General features: G+C 35.3%; 14 protein-coding genes. 3 read left to right on the forward strand and 11 right to left on the reverse strand.

The window, feature by feature from the left end; genetic code table 11:
* Nucleotides 1-60: 60 nt before the first annotated feature.
* The 3 genes from fusA to rpsL all read right to left on the reverse strand — a co-directional run bounded on the left by fusA (nucleotide 61) and on the right by rpsL (nucleotide 3,087).
* On the reverse strand, nucleotides 61-2,136 hold the full coding sequence (fusA, locus tag DMB95_RS03640) for an elongation factor G (RefSeq protein WP_142930966.1): 2,076 nt from the start codon (nucleotides 2,134-2,136) through the stop codon (nucleotides 61-63).
* A gap of 13 nt (nucleotides 2,137-2,149) precedes the next feature.
* A complete protein-coding gene (rpsG, locus tag DMB95_RS03645) occupies nucleotides 2,150-2,620 on the reverse strand; it encodes a 30S ribosomal protein S7 (protein ID WP_137632880.1) in 471 nt (156 codons plus the stop codon).
* 77 nt (nucleotides 2,621-2,697) lie between these two features.
* Nucleotides 2,698-3,087 carry a 30S ribosomal protein S12 gene (rpsL, locus tag DMB95_RS03650; RefSeq protein ID WP_137632879.1) on the reverse strand — a complete coding sequence of 130 codons (390 nt, stop codon included), beginning with the start codon at nucleotides 3,085-3,087 and terminating at the stop codon, nucleotides 2,698-2,700.
* Nucleotides 3,088-3,398: 311 nt separating this feature from the next.
* Between rpsL and DMB95_RS03655 the strand changes: the two genes are divergently transcribed.
* A complete protein-coding gene (locus DMB95_RS03655; RefSeq protein ID WP_142930967.1) occupies nucleotides 3,399-5,039 on the forward strand; it encodes a TonB-dependent receptor plug domain-containing protein in 1,641 nt (546 codons plus the stop codon).
* Between the two features lie 23 nt (nucleotides 5,040-5,062).
* Nucleotides 5,063-5,707 (forward strand): TonB-dependent receptor, encoded by a 645-nt coding sequence (locus DMB95_RS03660; RefSeq protein ID WP_260604817.1) that lies wholly within the window; start codon nucleotides 5,063-5,065, stop codon nucleotides 5,705-5,707.
* Nucleotides 5,708-5,963: 256 nt separating this feature from the next.
* Here DMB95_RS03660 and hypF read toward each other — a convergent pair whose 3' ends face one another.
* The 8 genes from hypF to DMB95_RS03700 form a co-directional block, all read right to left on the reverse strand.
* The gene (hypF, locus tag DMB95_RS03665; RefSeq protein ID WP_142930969.1) at nucleotides 5,964-8,168 is read right to left on the reverse strand and encodes a carbamoyltransferase HypF; all 2,205 of its coding nucleotides are present in this window, start codon (nucleotides 8,166-8,168) and stop codon (nucleotides 5,964-5,966) included.
* Nucleotides 8,149-9,702: a Kae1-like domain-containing protein gene (locus DMB95_RS03670; RefSeq protein WP_142930970.1), complete on the reverse strand. Its 1,554-nt coding sequence runs from the start codon at nucleotides 9,700-9,702 to the stop codon at nucleotides 8,149-8,151. Before DMB95_RS03670 ends, hypF begins: the two co-directional genes overlap by 20 nt.
* A gap of 68 nt (nucleotides 9,703-9,770) precedes the next feature.
* The gene (locus tag DMB95_RS03675) at nucleotides 9,771-10,454 is read right to left on the reverse strand and encodes a M48 family metallopeptidase (RefSeq protein ID WP_162056986.1); all 684 of its coding nucleotides are present in this window, start codon (nucleotides 10,452-10,454) and stop codon (nucleotides 9,771-9,773) included.
* Nucleotides 10,451-11,767, reverse strand: a complete 1,317-nt coding sequence (locus tag DMB95_RS03680; RefSeq protein ID WP_142930972.1) for an MATE family efflux transporter — start codon at nucleotides 11,765-11,767, stop codon at nucleotides 10,451-10,453. Before DMB95_RS03680 ends, DMB95_RS03675 begins: the two co-directional genes overlap by 4 nt.
* Nucleotides 11,767-13,020 carry an RNA polymerase factor sigma-54 gene (locus tag DMB95_RS03685; RefSeq protein ID WP_142930973.1) on the reverse strand — a complete coding sequence of 418 codons (1,254 nt, stop codon included), beginning with the start codon at nucleotides 13,018-13,020 and terminating at the stop codon, nucleotides 11,767-11,769. Before DMB95_RS03685 ends, DMB95_RS03680 begins: the two co-directional genes overlap by 1 nt.
* The gene (gene lptB, locus DMB95_RS03690; protein ID WP_137632865.1) at nucleotides 13,020-13,748 is read right to left on the reverse strand and encodes an LPS export ABC transporter ATP-binding protein; all 729 of its coding nucleotides are present in this window, start codon (nucleotides 13,746-13,748) and stop codon (nucleotides 13,020-13,022) included. The genes DMB95_RS03685 and lptB overlap by 1 nt, the downstream gene beginning before the upstream one ends.
* Complete coding sequence (tsaE, locus tag DMB95_RS03695; RefSeq protein ID WP_142930974.1) at nucleotides 13,741-14,148, reverse strand: tRNA (adenosine(37)-N6)-threonylcarbamoyltransferase complex ATPase subunit type 1 TsaE; 408 nt, start codon at nucleotides 14,146-14,148, stop codon at nucleotides 13,741-13,743. The genes lptB and tsaE overlap by 8 nt, the downstream gene beginning before the upstream one ends.
* Nucleotides 14,145-14,390: an RNA-binding S4 domain-containing protein gene (locus DMB95_RS03700; RefSeq protein ID WP_137632863.1), complete on the reverse strand. Its 246-nt coding sequence runs from the start codon at nucleotides 14,388-14,390 to the stop codon at nucleotides 14,145-14,147. Before DMB95_RS03700 ends, tsaE begins: the two co-directional genes overlap by 4 nt.
* A gap of 283 nt (nucleotides 14,391-14,673) precedes the next feature.
* Between DMB95_RS03700 and DMB95_RS03705 the strand changes: the two genes are divergently transcribed.
* The coding region (locus tag DMB95_RS03705; protein ID WP_142930975.1) for a PDC sensor domain-containing protein at nucleotides 14,674-16,395 on the forward strand (1,722 nt) is incomplete at its 3' end.

Genomic DNA, 16,395 nt, shown 5'->3' on the forward strand with positions numbered 1-16,395 from the left:
GTTGGAATTGGGTTTTGAATATCCTAGCTTGAAAAAACAAGCTAGGATTTAAAGGCTTATTTAGCCATTTCTTTTTTTGATGATCTCTTCAGAGACATTTTTTGGCACTTCATCATAATGATCAAATTCCATGCTATAAGTCGCGCGTCCTTGGGTTTGAGAACGCAAGTCAGTTGAGTAGCCAAACATTTCAGCTAAAGGACAAAAGGCTGTGATGATTTTATTGCCACCTCTTTCGTCCATTGAGTTTACCTGTCCGCGTCTTTTGTTAAGATCGCCTATAACATCGCCCATATACTCTTCTGGAGTTTCCACTTCAACCTTCATCATAGGTTCAAGTATAACAGCACCTGCTTTTCTTGCTCCTTCTTTAAAGCCCATAGAAGCTGCGAGTTTAAATGCCATTTCTGAAGAATCCACTTCATGATAGCTTCCATCATACACAGTAACTTTAACATCTTCAACCGGATAGCCAGCTAAAACACCATTTTGCAAGGCTTCTTGTATACCCTTATCAACAGCTGGGATATACTCTTTTGGTATCACACCACCTTTGATATCATTGACAAATTCATATCCACTGCCAGCTTCCATTGGTTCAAGTCTTAAGAATACATGTCCGTATTGTCCGCGTCCGCCTGATTGTTTGGCGTATTTGTATTCTTGCTCTACGCTTTTTCTTATGGTTTCTCTATAGGCAACTTGAGGTTGTCCTACTTCAGCTTCTACTTTAAATTCGCGTAGCATTCTATCTACGATGATTTCAAGGTGAAGTTCGCCCATACCTGAAATGATGGTTTGTCCGCTTTCTTCATCAGTATTTACCCTAAAGCTTGGATCTTCTTGGGCAAGTTTGCTAAGAGCTATAGACATTTTTTCTTGATCAGCCTTAGTCTTTGGCTCAACAGCCACAGAAATAACCGGATCTGGAAAGTCCATTCTCTCTAGTATAACCTTGTCTTTTTCACTAGCTAAAGTATCTCCTGTTAGGGTATCTTTAAGTCCTACTACAGCACCGATCTCGCCTGCGTAAAGCACTTTAATTTCTTCTCTTTTGTTTGAGTGCATTTTAAGCAAACGCCCTATTCTTTCTTTTTTATCCTTAGTGGAATTATACGCATAAGAGCCACTTTCTAGGCTTCCTCTATACACACGCACAAAGGTAAGCTGTCCCACAAAAGGATCAGTCATGATCTTAAAGGCAAGCCCTGCAAATTCGCCATCATCTGTGCTTTTTACTGAAGTTTCACTGCCATCTTCATACTCGCCTTTGATATTTGCGACTTCATCAGGAGCTGGTAAGTAAGCCACTACAGCATCAAGCAAAGGTTGCACGCCTTTATTTTTAAAGGCTGTTCCACAAAGCATAGGCACAAGGCTAAGGCTTAGACAACCTGCTTTTATACCAGCTTTAATTTCTTCTTCGCTTAGCTCCTCTCCGCCTAAGTATTTTTCCATAAGCTCATCGCTTGTTTCGCTAACTGCTTCTATCATTTTAGTGCGGTATTCTTCAGCCTTTTCTTTAAGCTCGGCTGGAATTTCTTTTTCTACATAATCAGTTGGCTTAGTATCATCTTCCCAAACTAAAGCTTTCATGGTAACTAAGTCAATGACGCCTTTGAAATCATCTTCAGCACCAATTGGAATTTGAATAGGCACAGGATTAGCTTTTAAGCGGTTTTTTACTTGATCTTCTACATTGTAAAAATTTGCCCCTATTCTGTCCATTTTGTTGACAAAGATTATCCTTGGAACGCCGTATTTATTAGCTTGTCTCCAAACAGTTTCACTTTGAGGTTGCACTCCACCTACTGAGCAAAATACTGCCACAGCACCATCTAAAACACGCATAGAACGTTCCACTTCTATGGTAAAATCAACGTGTCCTGGAGTGTCTATGAGATTGATTTGATAGCCATCCCAAAAACAAGTCGTAGCCGCTGAAGTAATGGTAATACCTCTTTCTTTTTCCTGCTCCATCCAGTCCATAGTTGCAGCACCATCGTGCACCTCTCCTATTTTATGGCTCATTCCAGTAAAGAAAAGTATCCTTTCACTTGTAGTGGTTTTACCTGCGTCTATATGAGCGGCTATTCCTATGTTTCGCACCTTTTTAAGTGGTGTAGATCGCGACATTTTTTATCCTTTCTTACCAGCGGTAGTGAGCAAATGCTTTATTTGCTTCAGCCATTTTATAAGTGTCTTCTTTTTTCTTAAATGAAGCACCCTTTGAGTTTGCAGCGTCAAGTAACTCGCCTGCTAGCTTATCTATCATGGTTCTTTCACTTCTTTTTCTTGCAAAAGAAATGATCCAGCGTATAGCTAGGGCTTGTTGTCTAGCAGGACGAACCTCAACAGGCACTTGATAAGTAGCCCCGCCAACACGACGTGATTTGACTTCTAAGATAGGCTTGATATTTTCAATAGCCTCATTAAAAATTTCAATGCCTTTTTTTTCTTGGTTTTTTTTGTCAATGGCGTCAATAGCACCATACATTATACTTGTAGCAGTGCTTTTTTTGCCATCATACATTAAAGAGTTAATGAATTTTGTAATTACTTTGTTTCCATAAATCGGATCAGGTAAGACTTCCCTTACCGGAGCTTTTCTTCTTCTCATCATTTTTCCTTCAAATATAAAATTTTACTCAAACAAAAGCAAAACAAGGCTTTGTCTGTGTTAGCTACTTTGTCTTTTTAAGACTTTGCAGCACCAGCTTTAGGTTTTTTAGCCCCGTATTTAGAACGAGAAACTGTTCTTTTAGCAACCCCTGCAGTATCAAGAGCACCACGCACTATGTGATACTTCACACCCGGTAAGTCCTTAACCCTACCTCCACGCACTAGCACAATGCTGTGTTCTTGGAGATTGTGTCCTTCACCACCGATGTAAGAGATAACCTCAAAACCACTTGTAAGCCTAACTTTGGCAACTTTTCTTAAAGCTGAGTTTGGTTTTTTAGGCGTTGTTGTATATACCCTAGTGCAAACTCCTCTTCTTTGCGGACAATTCTTTAACGCTGGAGATTTGGACTTTTCCAAAACTTTTTTGCGTTCTTTACGAACCAATTGATTTATGGTTGGCACTTGTAATTCCTTTCATTAAACTAAAATAAACTTTGGATAATAGCGAAGTTTTGCTAAATTTTAGCTAAATTTAGCTTATTTTTTACAACAAAAAAAGTCGATTTAATCTACTTATTTAAAAAAAACTAAATTTTTCATCTATTTTATTACAAAAACACATATTGATAAAATTTATTATTTTTAATATATTTTTAAGTTCTTATGATTTATCATTTTACTTTTGAAAATTTAAAGACAAAAAGGGAGCAAAACAATGAAAAGAATTTGTCTTGGTTTAAGCTTAGCTGTAACGCTAGCTTTAGCTGAGAATAATGCTACACAGGGGGGGGGGGCTTACAAATACTGAAATACTTGAATTTGACAGCCTAGAAATCAGTGGATCACAGCTTAGTAACGAAGAGAAAGTTTTTACTCATGCTGGAGCTGTTTCTTCAAGAGAAGGCATTAATAATTCTACTCAAAGCCTTGATGATATTATAAGAGAGACTCCGGGTGCTTATACGCAAGTTGATCCTTCACAAGGTGGCGTTTCGGTTAATATAAGAGGTATGACTGGACTTGGCAGGGTAAATACCATGATCGATGGCGTGCCTCAAACCTTTTTTGGCACGAGTGAGGAACAAGGTAGGTATCATGGAGGTGGCAGGGTAAGTGGCACTTCTGCTTTTGGGGCTATGGTGGATCAAAATTTACTCGTTGGCGTAGATATTGAAAGGGGCACTTTTTCTGGGGCAAATGGTGGCAATGCCTTAATGGGAAGTGCAAATTTACGCACTATAGGTGTAAAAGATATAGTGAGTAAAAATAATATTTTTGGTGTAATGGCAAAGTATAGCTACGGCACAAATTCGCTAGGACCATCTTACATGGGAGCTGTAGCTGGAAAGTATGATTTTGATCTTGGCTATGTGGGCTTAATGTATGCTTATAGCGGGCGCAAGCTCTCACAAGGCTATAAGATAGGCGAAGATGAAACCACTATAGTTCCATCTGATCCAAATGATCCAAATAGTTCCATTTATGCTTTTAATCCCCAAAGTCTTACTCAAAAGCCTGTAAATCAGCTTGCTAAACTTGAATTAGCCTATAAAACGCATTCTTCTACTTTGCAGTATAGAAGATATGATAATAATCTAGCAGGTAGAAAATTAATAGGGAATAATTATCAAATCAATTACCGATATAATCCAAATGATATACTTGATATAAATTTAGCCCTCGCTCGAAACGAAGCAAGTCAGCATTACAATGAAAATGTAAAAATCATGAGTACTCCGGTAGGAAATATGAAAGGTATTACCTACAACACAGCCACAATGTTTAATCTTGGCAACACTATTACTTCAAATTTAAGTCAAAATCTTGATCTTAGCACCACTTTTGGAGTAAATTTTATGAGTAATTCTTATTCTAAAAGCTTAGATTGGGATCAATCTTACAGCTCAAATGATGGCTCAACTGATATGCCCGGTTATTTTCAATACGGCTTTGCTCCAGATGGCAAGCAAAACATAAAAACCTTATACCTTGATAATGCTTTTAGCAGTAATTTTTGGGATTTTTCTTTGAATTTAAACTATGTATTTGCAGAGCTTAGCACTATAAGACAAGGTGTTTGTCAGGATTTTAATGCTTATTGTTCTCCAAAAGAAGCAGGGGCTTTTAAAAAGAATTTTAACAATTTTAATATCTCAAGTATGCTTGCAGCAAAAATTCATACTCTTTTTACACCTTTTGTGAGCTACTCAAGAACATATAGAATTCCAAATGTCCAAGAAATGTTTTTTTCAGGTACTTTTAATTATTCAGATCGCAATTTTCAAGATTTAAACACAGGCTTAAGACCTGAGCTAGCAAATACTTACCAGATAGGCTTTAACAGCTTTACTCAAGGCTTATTGCATGAAGATGATAGCTTTGGCTTTAAGGCGGTTATTATTACAGCCATATAAAAGATTATATCTATAATCAAAATGTGATTAATAGTGATAATTATGCAGACCCAAATGGGCAAAATCTTTTTTTACTCCTACCTCTAAACACAAAGGCTATTTTTAGCGGTATTGAAGCTGAATTAAGATATGACATGGGCTTTTTTTACACAAAGCTTACTTACACGCACCAAAACACTGATAGGCAAGTTTCTCAAAGTGAAGCAAATGCTAATGGCTCTCAAGCTTCTCATATCAATTTGGCTCAATCACAATTTTCAGAACTACCAGAGGATTATGCTGTGCTTGATTTAGGAACAAGGCTTTTTAATCAAAAGTTCATACTTGGTTCAAGAGCAACTTATACAGGTAAGATGAAAAGAATCGATCCAAGTGCTTTTATGCCAGATAATAACACAAGACCGCCAGCAAATACAGGTTGGCAAGAATTGTGGGCTATGGGTACTCAAGATTTACCAAGTCAGCCTATCATACTTGATCTTTATGCAAGTTTTGAACCTTTTAAGAATTTCATCATCAAAGGAGAAATTCAAAATTTGCTCGATGAAAAATACATAGACGCCCTAAATTCATATAACCAAACCATGAATAGCACAGCCGATCCTTTAGCCATGAACAACTATGCCAGAGGACGCACCTATGTGATGAGTTTTTCATATAAATACTAAGCTGATCATTGTTTTTTAAAGCAATGTATTTTGTATCCAAGTGCAAACAAAGCCTCAATTAAGCAGAAGTTTTAGTTTTAAAGCTTCTGCTTAAAATCAAAGAAATTCTTGCTGCTATTAGCATAGCTTACCCTCTTTTTTACTCAAGTAAAGAATTTAAAGAAAAAAACAAAGCCATTTTGCTCCAAGCAAAAGATCATATACAAAAAGCTCTTAAGCTTTATTTTCCAGAGCTTAAAGGCATTTAAAAGTGGAATTATTTTTTTAAATAATGCACCATTTGTCCAAGTGCTATAGAGCTGTCATTTACTGGAAATTTTAAGCCTGTTTTAAAATTTAAACCCCTATTTTTAAGCAAAGTTAACAAAGTTGTATTTTGAAAAACGCCCCCACAAAGTAAAACTGGCAGTTTCTCATCTAAGTGTAGCTTTTTTTTATACAGCGTTGAAAGTTTGATAATGCAAGTTGCAAGTGCATTTAAAAAGCCTGTGCAAGCGTGTTTTTTATCATCTTTTAGGGCTTGTAAAAAGGCATTTTTAACACAAATTTGATTATTTTTAAACTCAAAATTATAGCTATAATTTAAGCTAAAATCATAATATTTTTCCATTAAAAGCCCAATTTGTGCTTCATAATCAAGTCTTTCTTTATCAAAAATCACACTCCCAAAAGCATCAATAATCCTGCCTAAAGAGCTTGTATAAAGCTTGCTTTGGGTATAAATTTTTTTAAGATTTGCCCATTTTTTAGCGTCTATAGTAGCTAAAAAATCACAAGCTTCTTGCTCTAAATCATATTTTAAAATAAAACCTAAGGCTAAGTTTTGAATCTGTGTAATATCTGCATTGATAAGCTTAAACTCATCAAAATGAGCCACTCTTTCATACTCTTTTAAGCTCGCTTGAAAGACTTCTCCTCCCCAAATATGACCATCATCGCCATACCCAGTGCCATCAAAGGCAAAAACAAGTAATTTTTGCGTATAAAAACCATGCTCAAAAAGCACAGCACAAGCATGAGCGTAATGGTGCTGGAGCTTAAAAGCTTTTTTATAGTCTTGATTGAGGCTAAAATGCGGGTGCTTATCACTAATAACTTGCGTAAAATTTAAATCATAACTTTTGCGAAAAAAATCCAAAAGTGTTTCAAAACGTTCTTTAGTATCTAAGCTTTTTAAATCCCCTATATAAGGAGAAATCAAAAGCTTATTATCAAAAGCGATCACGAATTGATTTTTAAGCTCAGCCCCTAAAGCAAGGGCAGTTTCATTTTTAAAATTCTCATCAAGCTCTATATAAGTTGGATTTATCCCTCTTGAAGTGCGTAAAAACATACACTCATCATTTACTACACAAGCTATGCTATCATCACTTGCATTGACAATCTCTCTTTCATAATCAAGATAATAATCAAACACCCCATTAAGCTTTTCTAGCAAGGCTTTTTCGCTATAAATAATGCTTTCAGAGCTTATATTAGCACTTGTAGCCACTATTGGGTTTGAAAAATACTCAAAAAGCAAGAGATGAAAGGGCGTGTAAGCTAGCATAATGCCTATTTTATCAGTATCAAAAGCAATTTGTGCTGGCATTTTTTTAGCCTTTAAAAGCACGATAGGCTTTAAGATAGAGTTTAAAAGCTCTTCTTCTTTTGGCGTGATAAAGGCTAATTTTAAAGCCATTTGCATATCCTTACACATTAAGGCTAAAGGCTTAAAAGGGCGGTGTTTTCGCTCTCTTAAAAGCTTTACCGCCTTTTCATTTAAGGCATCGCATACCAAATGAAAACCACCCATTCCCTTAATAGCAAGCACTTTACCTTGCTTTAAAAGCCTTGCACTTTCTTTAAAGGCTTTTTCATCACTTGCAAGAACCCTGCCCGCACTATCTTTTAAATGCACTTTGATAGCACACTCAGGGCAGCTTATAGGCTGGGCGTGGAAGCGTCGATTTTTTGGATCTTTAAATTCGCTTTGACAAAACTCACACATCTTAAACTCAGCCATACTGGTATTTTGTCTATCATAAGGAAGCTTTTTGATGATAGAAAAACGCACCCCACAATGCGTGCAAGTGATGAAAGGATAATGATAGCGAGGATTTTTTGGATCATAAAATTCATTTTTACATGCCTCACAAAGTGCAAAATCACTTAATATAGCACTTGTTTTAAGGCTTTGTTTGGACTTTGTGATACTAAAATCAATATAAGCTTGCCTTGCTTTTTGTATGCTTATATGAATGTGAGCTATACGAGCAAGGGCTGGTAAATTTGCTTTTAAAGACTGCAAAAAAAGCTCAAGCTTAGCCTCATCACAGCTTAAAAAGATCACCACGCCCTTTGTATCATTAAAAACCTCGCCTTTAAGCTTTAATTCTTGAGCTAAATTAAACACCAAAGGACGAAAGCCTACCCCTTGCACAAGTCCTGAAATTTCAAGCTTATATATAAAGGGGTGCATGAGCTATCTTGCAGTTTTTAAGGTGTTTTAAGGCATTTTTAAGTAAGCTTTTATGCTCAAACAAAGAGCCTGAAAGGATAACAATTTGAGCTTGATTTTTCTCTCTTAGCTCATCATAAAAATCCCTTAAGAAAAATGCCAAGCTTTCTACTGCTCCATAAGCTATATTAGTAGCTTCTACACCGGCTAATAAAAAGCTCATCACTGAACGCAAAGTACGTGTGTAATCAAATTCTTTTGAGTGTTCTTTAAAGCGGTAATCAATCTTTACCCCACGAGGAATTTTACTCTCATCACTAAGCTCTAAAAGCTTTACAGCTGCTTTTTGAGGGCTATCATCAAGCTTTAAAATAAGCCCAACTAAGCCAAGCAGTGAAAAAAAGCTTTTCTCAAGCTCAAACTCACCTTGCAAAAGCTCAAATTGAAGGGCGAAATTATCATACAAACGTTTTCCAATCATATCAGCACAAATATCTTCATACATTTGTTTTGCTGAACTTGGCATTGTTAGCTCTAAAAGCCTAAGTTCCTTATTTAAAAGCACAATATCATCTTGAGTCTTACTCAAATCAAGCAATAAAGACTCTTGCTTAAAATCGCTCAGTATATAAGAAATACGTGCATAATTTTTATCTTCTTTGCTTAAAATCAGTTCTTTTGCTCTTTGGTTGATAAAATCAAGCCCACGCACGATCACAAGCTGGTTTTCAAACTCAAAAAGCTCAAGTTCATCTTCAAAATGCTCAAGTTCATCTTCAAAATGCTCAAGCTTAAAAAAGCTTAAAAACTTAAAACCTTCCTCAAAAAGCTTTAAGCCTAGTGCAAATAAAAATAAATTATATGCCATTTTTACCTTAAATTCATGTTGTGGCGTGGAGTGGTTTTTACGAAATATCGAGCTAAAACGAAGCTTCATTATAGGCTTTTCAAGACTTGCAAGAAGCTTTAAGTTTTCATTGCTGCATACAAAGGCTGAGTTTAAAGCCTTTAAATCAGTAGGCATTAAAAAACTTGCCTTAAAATCATCATCAAAAAGCTTAATTTTATACACACCAAAAGCATTTTTAAGCACTAAATACTTGGCGTTTTTAAGCACATTTGCGCTTTTATCAAGCAAGACATTAAAATTTTCTTTAGTGATAGGCTCAAATTCTTTTTCATCAAAACTTAGCATATCATCTACAAAACACGACCATTCATTTGTTTCAAGCTCGTTTTTCTCAATATAAGCATTTAAATTTTTTGAACTTAAAAAATCCCTTTTTGTAAAATCAGCCAAATTTTTTGGTTCTTCTTGTATAAAATACTCATCTTCTAAGGCTTTAACCTCAAAATGACGCAAAAAAACTGAATTAGCGATAAAATTCAAATGATTGCAAAAGTCAGTAAGTCCAGCCTCATCAGACTTCACATCAAAGATGATATGATCTTGAGTTTTACGCAAAGCAAAGGCAAAATCCCTTGCATAATAGCACAACAAAAACTCCAAAAAATCATTATCACTTATATAAGTAAAGTCAAATCTTAAAAACACTTATTATCCTTTTTAAAAAGCTATACTATAGCATTTTTTTAACAAAAGCTCGCTTAAATAAACATACTCTAAATTTGTTGTGTGAAATTTAAGCCTTTAAGTAGCTTCTGCCTTTTCCTAAAATCTGGCATGATTTGCTCTATAAAATCATAAAATTCTTTTTGATGATGAGGGAATTTTAAGTGTGTTAATTCATGCAAAATCACATATTCAATAGCCTTTAAAGGCTTATGAATAAGCCTTAAGTTTAAATTTATACGCGCAAAGCGATGATTGCAAGAACCCCATAAAGTCTTAGTTTTTTTAATGCTTATTTTACTTACTTTTCTTTCAAAATAAGGCTGATATTTTTGTATATAAAAGTTAAAAATTCGCAAGGCATGCTGTGTGAAAAAATGCTCTAAATCTTTTTCATTTTTTGCTAAAAGTTCGTTTTTATAAAGTCTTGTTTTTGCAAAATTTTCATCAAAACGTAGTGTATAAACCCTGCCAAGAAAGCTGATTGTATCTTTTTGCAAGCTTGCCTTTGCATTTAAAAATCGCTTTAAATGCTTATCAATCCAAGTCTGATTTTTTTGCAAAAACATAAAGACTTCACTTTCAGTGCAAGAAAGTGGAATACTAAGCTTAAATTCTCCATCATTACTTGCTTTAAGGCGGAGGTATTTGATCTTTTTGTATTCAAATTTCAATTCAAGATTTTCAAAATGAAGCACGCCTTTTTTAAAAGCCTTTTTTATGCCATATTTCATACTACAGCTTTTCCCTGCCATTTTTTGCTTTTCCAACGCCAAGCATTGCTTAAGCCCCTTAAAAACTCATCGCACAAAAAGCCTATCCAAACACCTAAAATTCCAAGCTGTGCATAAAAACAAAGCCCGTATGCCACCGGCAAAGAAACACCAAGCATAAAAATGCACGCCATGATAAAAGGAAAACGAGCGTCCCCGCTTGCACGCAAGGAATTAACCATAACGATATTAAAGGTTCTTGAAGGCTCTAAAAAAAGCGAAAGCAAGAAAAGTGGTTGCATTAAAGCTTTAAGCTCATCATTTAAACCAAGCTTTTGCATGATAAATCCTTGCAAAAAATAAAAAACTAACACCACACTTAAAGTCGCAATAATGCTGATATAAAAAGCTTTCCAAGTGTGTTTATATGCCACATTTAAAAAGTTTGCACCCACAAGCTTGCCGATGATAATCTCATTTGCCACACTTATAGCCTGTCCTGTTAGCATAACAAACATAGAAATTTGAAAATAAATCGTCTGCACGCTTAAATTTGATGCGCCTAAACTTGCCACAAAAGAAAAAGCAATGGTGTATTGCACGATCCAGATAAGATTTTCACCAGCACTAAAAAGCCCTATTTTTAAGATCTTTTTCAAAACACTAAAATCTAAAAAAATCATCGTTTTTATATTAAATTTAAAATTAATCTTAGAAAAAAACACAAAAGCAAGGATTATAATGACGAGCAAACGCCCAATTATCGTTGAAATTCCCACACCAAAAAGCTCTAAACTCGTATAATAAAGCACATAATAATTAATCCCTATAGTGCATACATTCATAATCAAAGTTGCATACATCACCCAATACGCTAGATTATACACGCGGATAATAGCAGCTAAAACCGCAGCCAAAGCGTCAAAAAACAAGCAAATTCCAAGCAAATGCAAATAAATCCTACTTGGCGTTAAAAGCTCTTGTGGCACATTCATCAAATCAAGCAAAAAATCACCCTGCAAGAGTATAAAACTTGCACACACCACACCTAAAAGCGAGTTTAAAAACAAACTTTGATGAATGCTTTTGCTGACTAATTCATAATCTTTTGCCCCCAAAGCCTGAGCGATAACGACGCTACAACCTACGCTTAAAAAGCTAAAGATAGTGATAAAAATGCTTAAAATTTGATTGCCAGCTCCAAGTGCGCCGATGAGATAGTTTGAATACTGCGTTACCATATAGGTATTGATAATGATCGTTAAATAACGCAAGAACATTTCAAGAAAAATCGGCACGGAAAGTTGTTTCAAAGAAAGTTGTTTTTTAGGCATTAGCTTAACTCATAAATTTTCTTTCTATCGCTTGAGCTAGCTATGCCAAGCTGTTTGCGGTATTTAGTAATTGCTCTGCGTCCTATTTGTATGCCTGAAAACTCATTTTGAGCAAGCTGGAGTATCTTTTCATCGCTGAGTGGTTTTTGTTGATTTTCATTTTTAATAAGCTCTTGAATATACTCTTTTATCGTTGTATTTGAGGTTTCGCCATCTTCATCAAGGGCTGTTGTGAAGAAGTATTTTAAAGGCACAAGTCCTCGCTCGCAGCCTAAGTATTTGTTAGCTATAGCTCTTGATATGGTTGAGGCATTACGCTCTAAATCATCAGCTAAGTCTTTTAACTTCATCGGTTTGATCTCTTTACCGATAAAAAAATCATACTGATGCTCGATAATCATCAAGCCCACCTTATAAAGCGTGGCTTTTCTCATAGCCAAAGCATCAACTAAATTTTTTGCGTCTTTGATGTATGAGCTTAAAAACTCATGCGTCATTCCATCAGTTTCAAGCGAAATTTCAGGATAATACTCATCATTGATCTTGACTTTTATCTCGCCATTTTCGCGGTAGATAAAGATATCTGGCACAATTTGCTGGCTGTCCTCAAAATACTCTAAAAAAGGCGGAGTAGAGATATTTTTAAGCACTTTTAAGGCTTCTTTATAAAGTTTATCTTTGGCATAATCTTTGATATTTTCAAAATCCTTTATCAAAAAAATGCAAAATTCATACAACTCATCATCAAGTTGTAAACCATCAAGTGCAAATTGCAAAGCCTCTTTAAAATCCACAGCCCCAACCCCAGTCGGCTCAAGATACTTAAACCTCTGCCTTACTCGCTCAACCTCATCTTTACTATAATCTTTTAAAATTTCTGTATCATACTCAAAATAACCTTCGTTGTTAAGGCATTCTACTATTTTTAGGGCGATTTCTTGGCTTTTTGCAGTAGGAAAAAGTGGGGGCTGAATTTGTTCGTTTAAAAGCTCATAAACACTTTTTTTAGCTATACTTAAAGCCTCAAGCGTATCGCTAACTGAGTTTTTATGCAAGCTTTCATAATAAGTTCTTTTAGAACCTTTATCATTTAAAGTAGGATTTTCTTTAACGCTGATGAAAGGATTTTCTTTTGCAAATTCATCTAAGCTTTCTTTTAAATCCTCGATATTAGCTTGCAAGATAGGAAGCCACGATCGAAGTGTATTTGAAAGTTTAGTTTTTTGACTTTGGCTTTGTTTTTGTTTTAGCATTATTCAAGGAGTTTAAACTCCGCTCCTAAGTAGTATTTTCTTACATCTTTATTGTGTGAAATTTCATTTGCACTTCCACTTGCTAAAAGACTGCCTGAACGTATCACATAAGCTCTATCGCAAATGGCTAAAGTTTCACGCACATTATGATCTGTGATTAAAACCCCTATTCCTAAAGCTTTAAGTTCATTAATGAGCTTTTGAATTTCAGCTACAGCGATAGGATCAACCCCAGCAAAAGGCTCATCAAGAAGCAAAAATTTAGGCTCTATCATCAGTGATCTTGCGATCTCACAACGTCTTCTTTCCCCACCGCTTAAACTTAAACCTTTTCTTAAGCGGATAGGCTCAATGCTGAGTAAATCAAGCATTTTTTCAACTTTTTCTTGCAAAATTTGTTTATCTTTATAAATGATTTGCGCGGCTAAAAGTAAATTATCCTCTACGCTTAAATCCTTAAAAATACTACTTTCTTGGGGTAAATAGCCAATGCCTTCTTTTGCGCGTTTGTTTAAAGGCTCTTGAGTGATATCCTTGCCATCAAGCAATACCTTACCAGCACTTGGCTTAATAAGCCCACAAATCATATAAAAAGTCGTTGTCTTACCTGCTCCATTTGGTCCTAAAAGTCCTATAACTTCGCCACTATTAACTTCTAAAGAAATGCCATGGATAATCTTTGTTTTTTTGATGATTTTTTCTAAATTTTCAACGCTTAACTTACTCATAAATCACATACTTTCTTTTTTCATCTATACTTGAAATTTTGATATTAAGCACCTTTAAACCCTGCTTTTTTAAGGCTTTTTCAAGGCTATCATCGCCCCATTCTACCAAATGCAAGCCCTCTTCAAAAAAATTCTCAAAAAGTCCATTTTGCAAAATGCCCTCAAAGCCTATCTGATAAAGATCATAATGAAAAATTTCTCTATTTTTTAACTGATAGTGTTGCATAAAAGAAAAAGTTGGCGAATTGACGCTTTCTTCATAGCCTTTAAATTTTAAAAAATGCTGCACTAAAGTTGTTTTTCCGCTTGCTAAATCTCCCCTTAAAAGCACCACGCCCTGAGCTGGAAAAAGCGCGCAAATCATTTCAAGTTCATCTTCAGCAAGGACAAGTTCTTTCATAGTTTTTGCACAAACTCACTTTGCATAGTTTTTGGGATATTTTTAAGCACAGGCAAGGCTAAAACCTTGTAAGTATCGATCCTATCGTTAAATTTCAAACTGATTATATCTGCAACCTTGACATCTTTACTAGGCTTTACGACAATTCCATTGATACTGACTATACCGCTTTTACACATATCCTCAGCGATAGCCCTTCTTTTAGTGATATTGACTACATTTAAAAATTTATCTATTCTCATAAATAAAAGTTTAGCAGATTTTTTTGAATTTAGGGTTAAAATTTTAAAAGTTTGGAACAAAAAATGCTTATAAAGCAACTTTCTTGATAAATACCTCATTTTTAAAATTTTGCACTTTTTTACACAATGCTTTCAAAACACTTAAAACAAGGCTTTCAAAGCTTTTATTTTTGAAAAAAACCAGCCCGAAAAATTCAAAAAAAAAAAAAACGCTCAAAGCACTTGATTATTTATTTAAGTTTTGATATTATCTATCGTTTAAACTTTTAAATGGAGTGTAAAAATGAATTTATTTGATCGGCTTGGCTTAGGCTCAAAAGTAGTAGTGGCGCTTTCAGTGGTGCTTATCATATGTATGCTCGTTGTAACCATTTTGGTTGTTAATATAACGAGCAAAGTTCAAGGCGAGGAAGCAGACAAGCTACTGCAAAACGCAGCCGCACGCGAAGCAAATCTAGTAAAAGGCATTTTTGATGAAGTGTATATAGATGTTGTAAGCTCTCACGAAGCTATAGAAGCACTCGTTCAAAATAGGAGTGAAAATTCTCAAAATCTCATCGAGAGAGACTTAATCAATATGCTTGATGTTACGATTTGGGCGCAATTTGCGTATGTATATATTAAAGATCCTTATTATTTTGGTGATAATATCACTAAAGCTAAACACAGGCTCAATAATGGCGAATTTATGGTGTTTGTTGATGATGAAGATGTCAATGCAAGTGGTGGTGTAAAAGTCTTGCAAGCTGAAGAATCAATTGTTAATTTTAAAAGCGTGCAGCAGGCTTTGCAAAGTGGCAAACAAACCGTAGGAAGCCCTTCTTGGCAAACAATAAATGGCAAAGAGTATTTTGGTGTAGGCATTAACCAACCATTATTTGACACTCATGGTAAAGCTATAGGTGTTTTGGGTATGTTTATCGACTTAGCTACCATTACGACTATGTTACAAGATCCAAATAAAGAAATTTTTAAAGGCGATTTTAAAGGTGTTTATGCGACTGATTCTACTATAGCAGCGCACGCAAGGAAAGAATTTCTAGGCAAATACTTAAGAGAAGTAAATACCAGCCCAACGATGAATGAGCTCAAACACGCCATAGAAAACCAAATCGAAGGCTTTTATGAATACACAAATTCCTTAGGCGAAGTCAGTCGCACCGCAGTGGCAAATATTGATATAGGACATGGCTTAACAACTTGGACTTTGATCGTTTCTGCACCAACAAGCTCGGTTTATGAATCTGTAGTTAAACTACGTTTTGTTATGATTGCTGCAAATATCATCGTTATAATTGTCGTATGTCTTATCATGTTCTTTTTTGTTAGAAATCAAATTTCAAAACGACTCGACAATGTATCCCATTTGCTTTTTGATTTTTTTGCTTACCTTAACCATGAAAGCAAAACTTCACCAAAAATGATACAGCCAAGATCAAAAGATGAGCTAGGACAAGTTGTTGCTGCTATCAACGAAAACATCAAACGAACAGGCAACAACATAGAAAAAGACGCCAAGCTCGTTGAAGAAGCCCTAGTCGTTATCAATCACGCTAAAGACGGACAAGCCACAAAAAGAATCACACTTGAAGGAAGCAATCCTGAACTTAACACACTGAAAAACTCAGTCAATGAACTTTTAAATTTACTCTCTACAGCTATAGGTAATGATTTACAAGAACTCAATAGAGTTTTTGACTCATTTACCAAGCTTGATTTTAGCACTAAGATAGCTAATGCTTCAGGTAGGGTTGAGGTTGTAACAAACACACTAGGCGATGAAATCGTAAAAATGCTTAAAACCTCATCTGATTTTGCCCATTCTTTAAGTGAAGAAAGTGGCAAACTCCAAGAAGCTGTCAATGCTCTCACTCAAAGTTCAAACTCACAAGCTCATTCTTTAGAGGAAACAGCAGCAGCTTTAGAACAAATCACTTCTTCTATGCAAAATGTCTCGACAAAAACAAGTGATGTCATCACTCAAAGTGAAGAGATTAAAAATGTC

The organism is Campylobacter sp. MIT 12-8780 (assembly GCF_006864535.1).
Classification (GTDB): domain Bacteria; phylum Campylobacterota; class Campylobacteria; order Campylobacterales; family Campylobacteraceae; genus Campylobacter_D.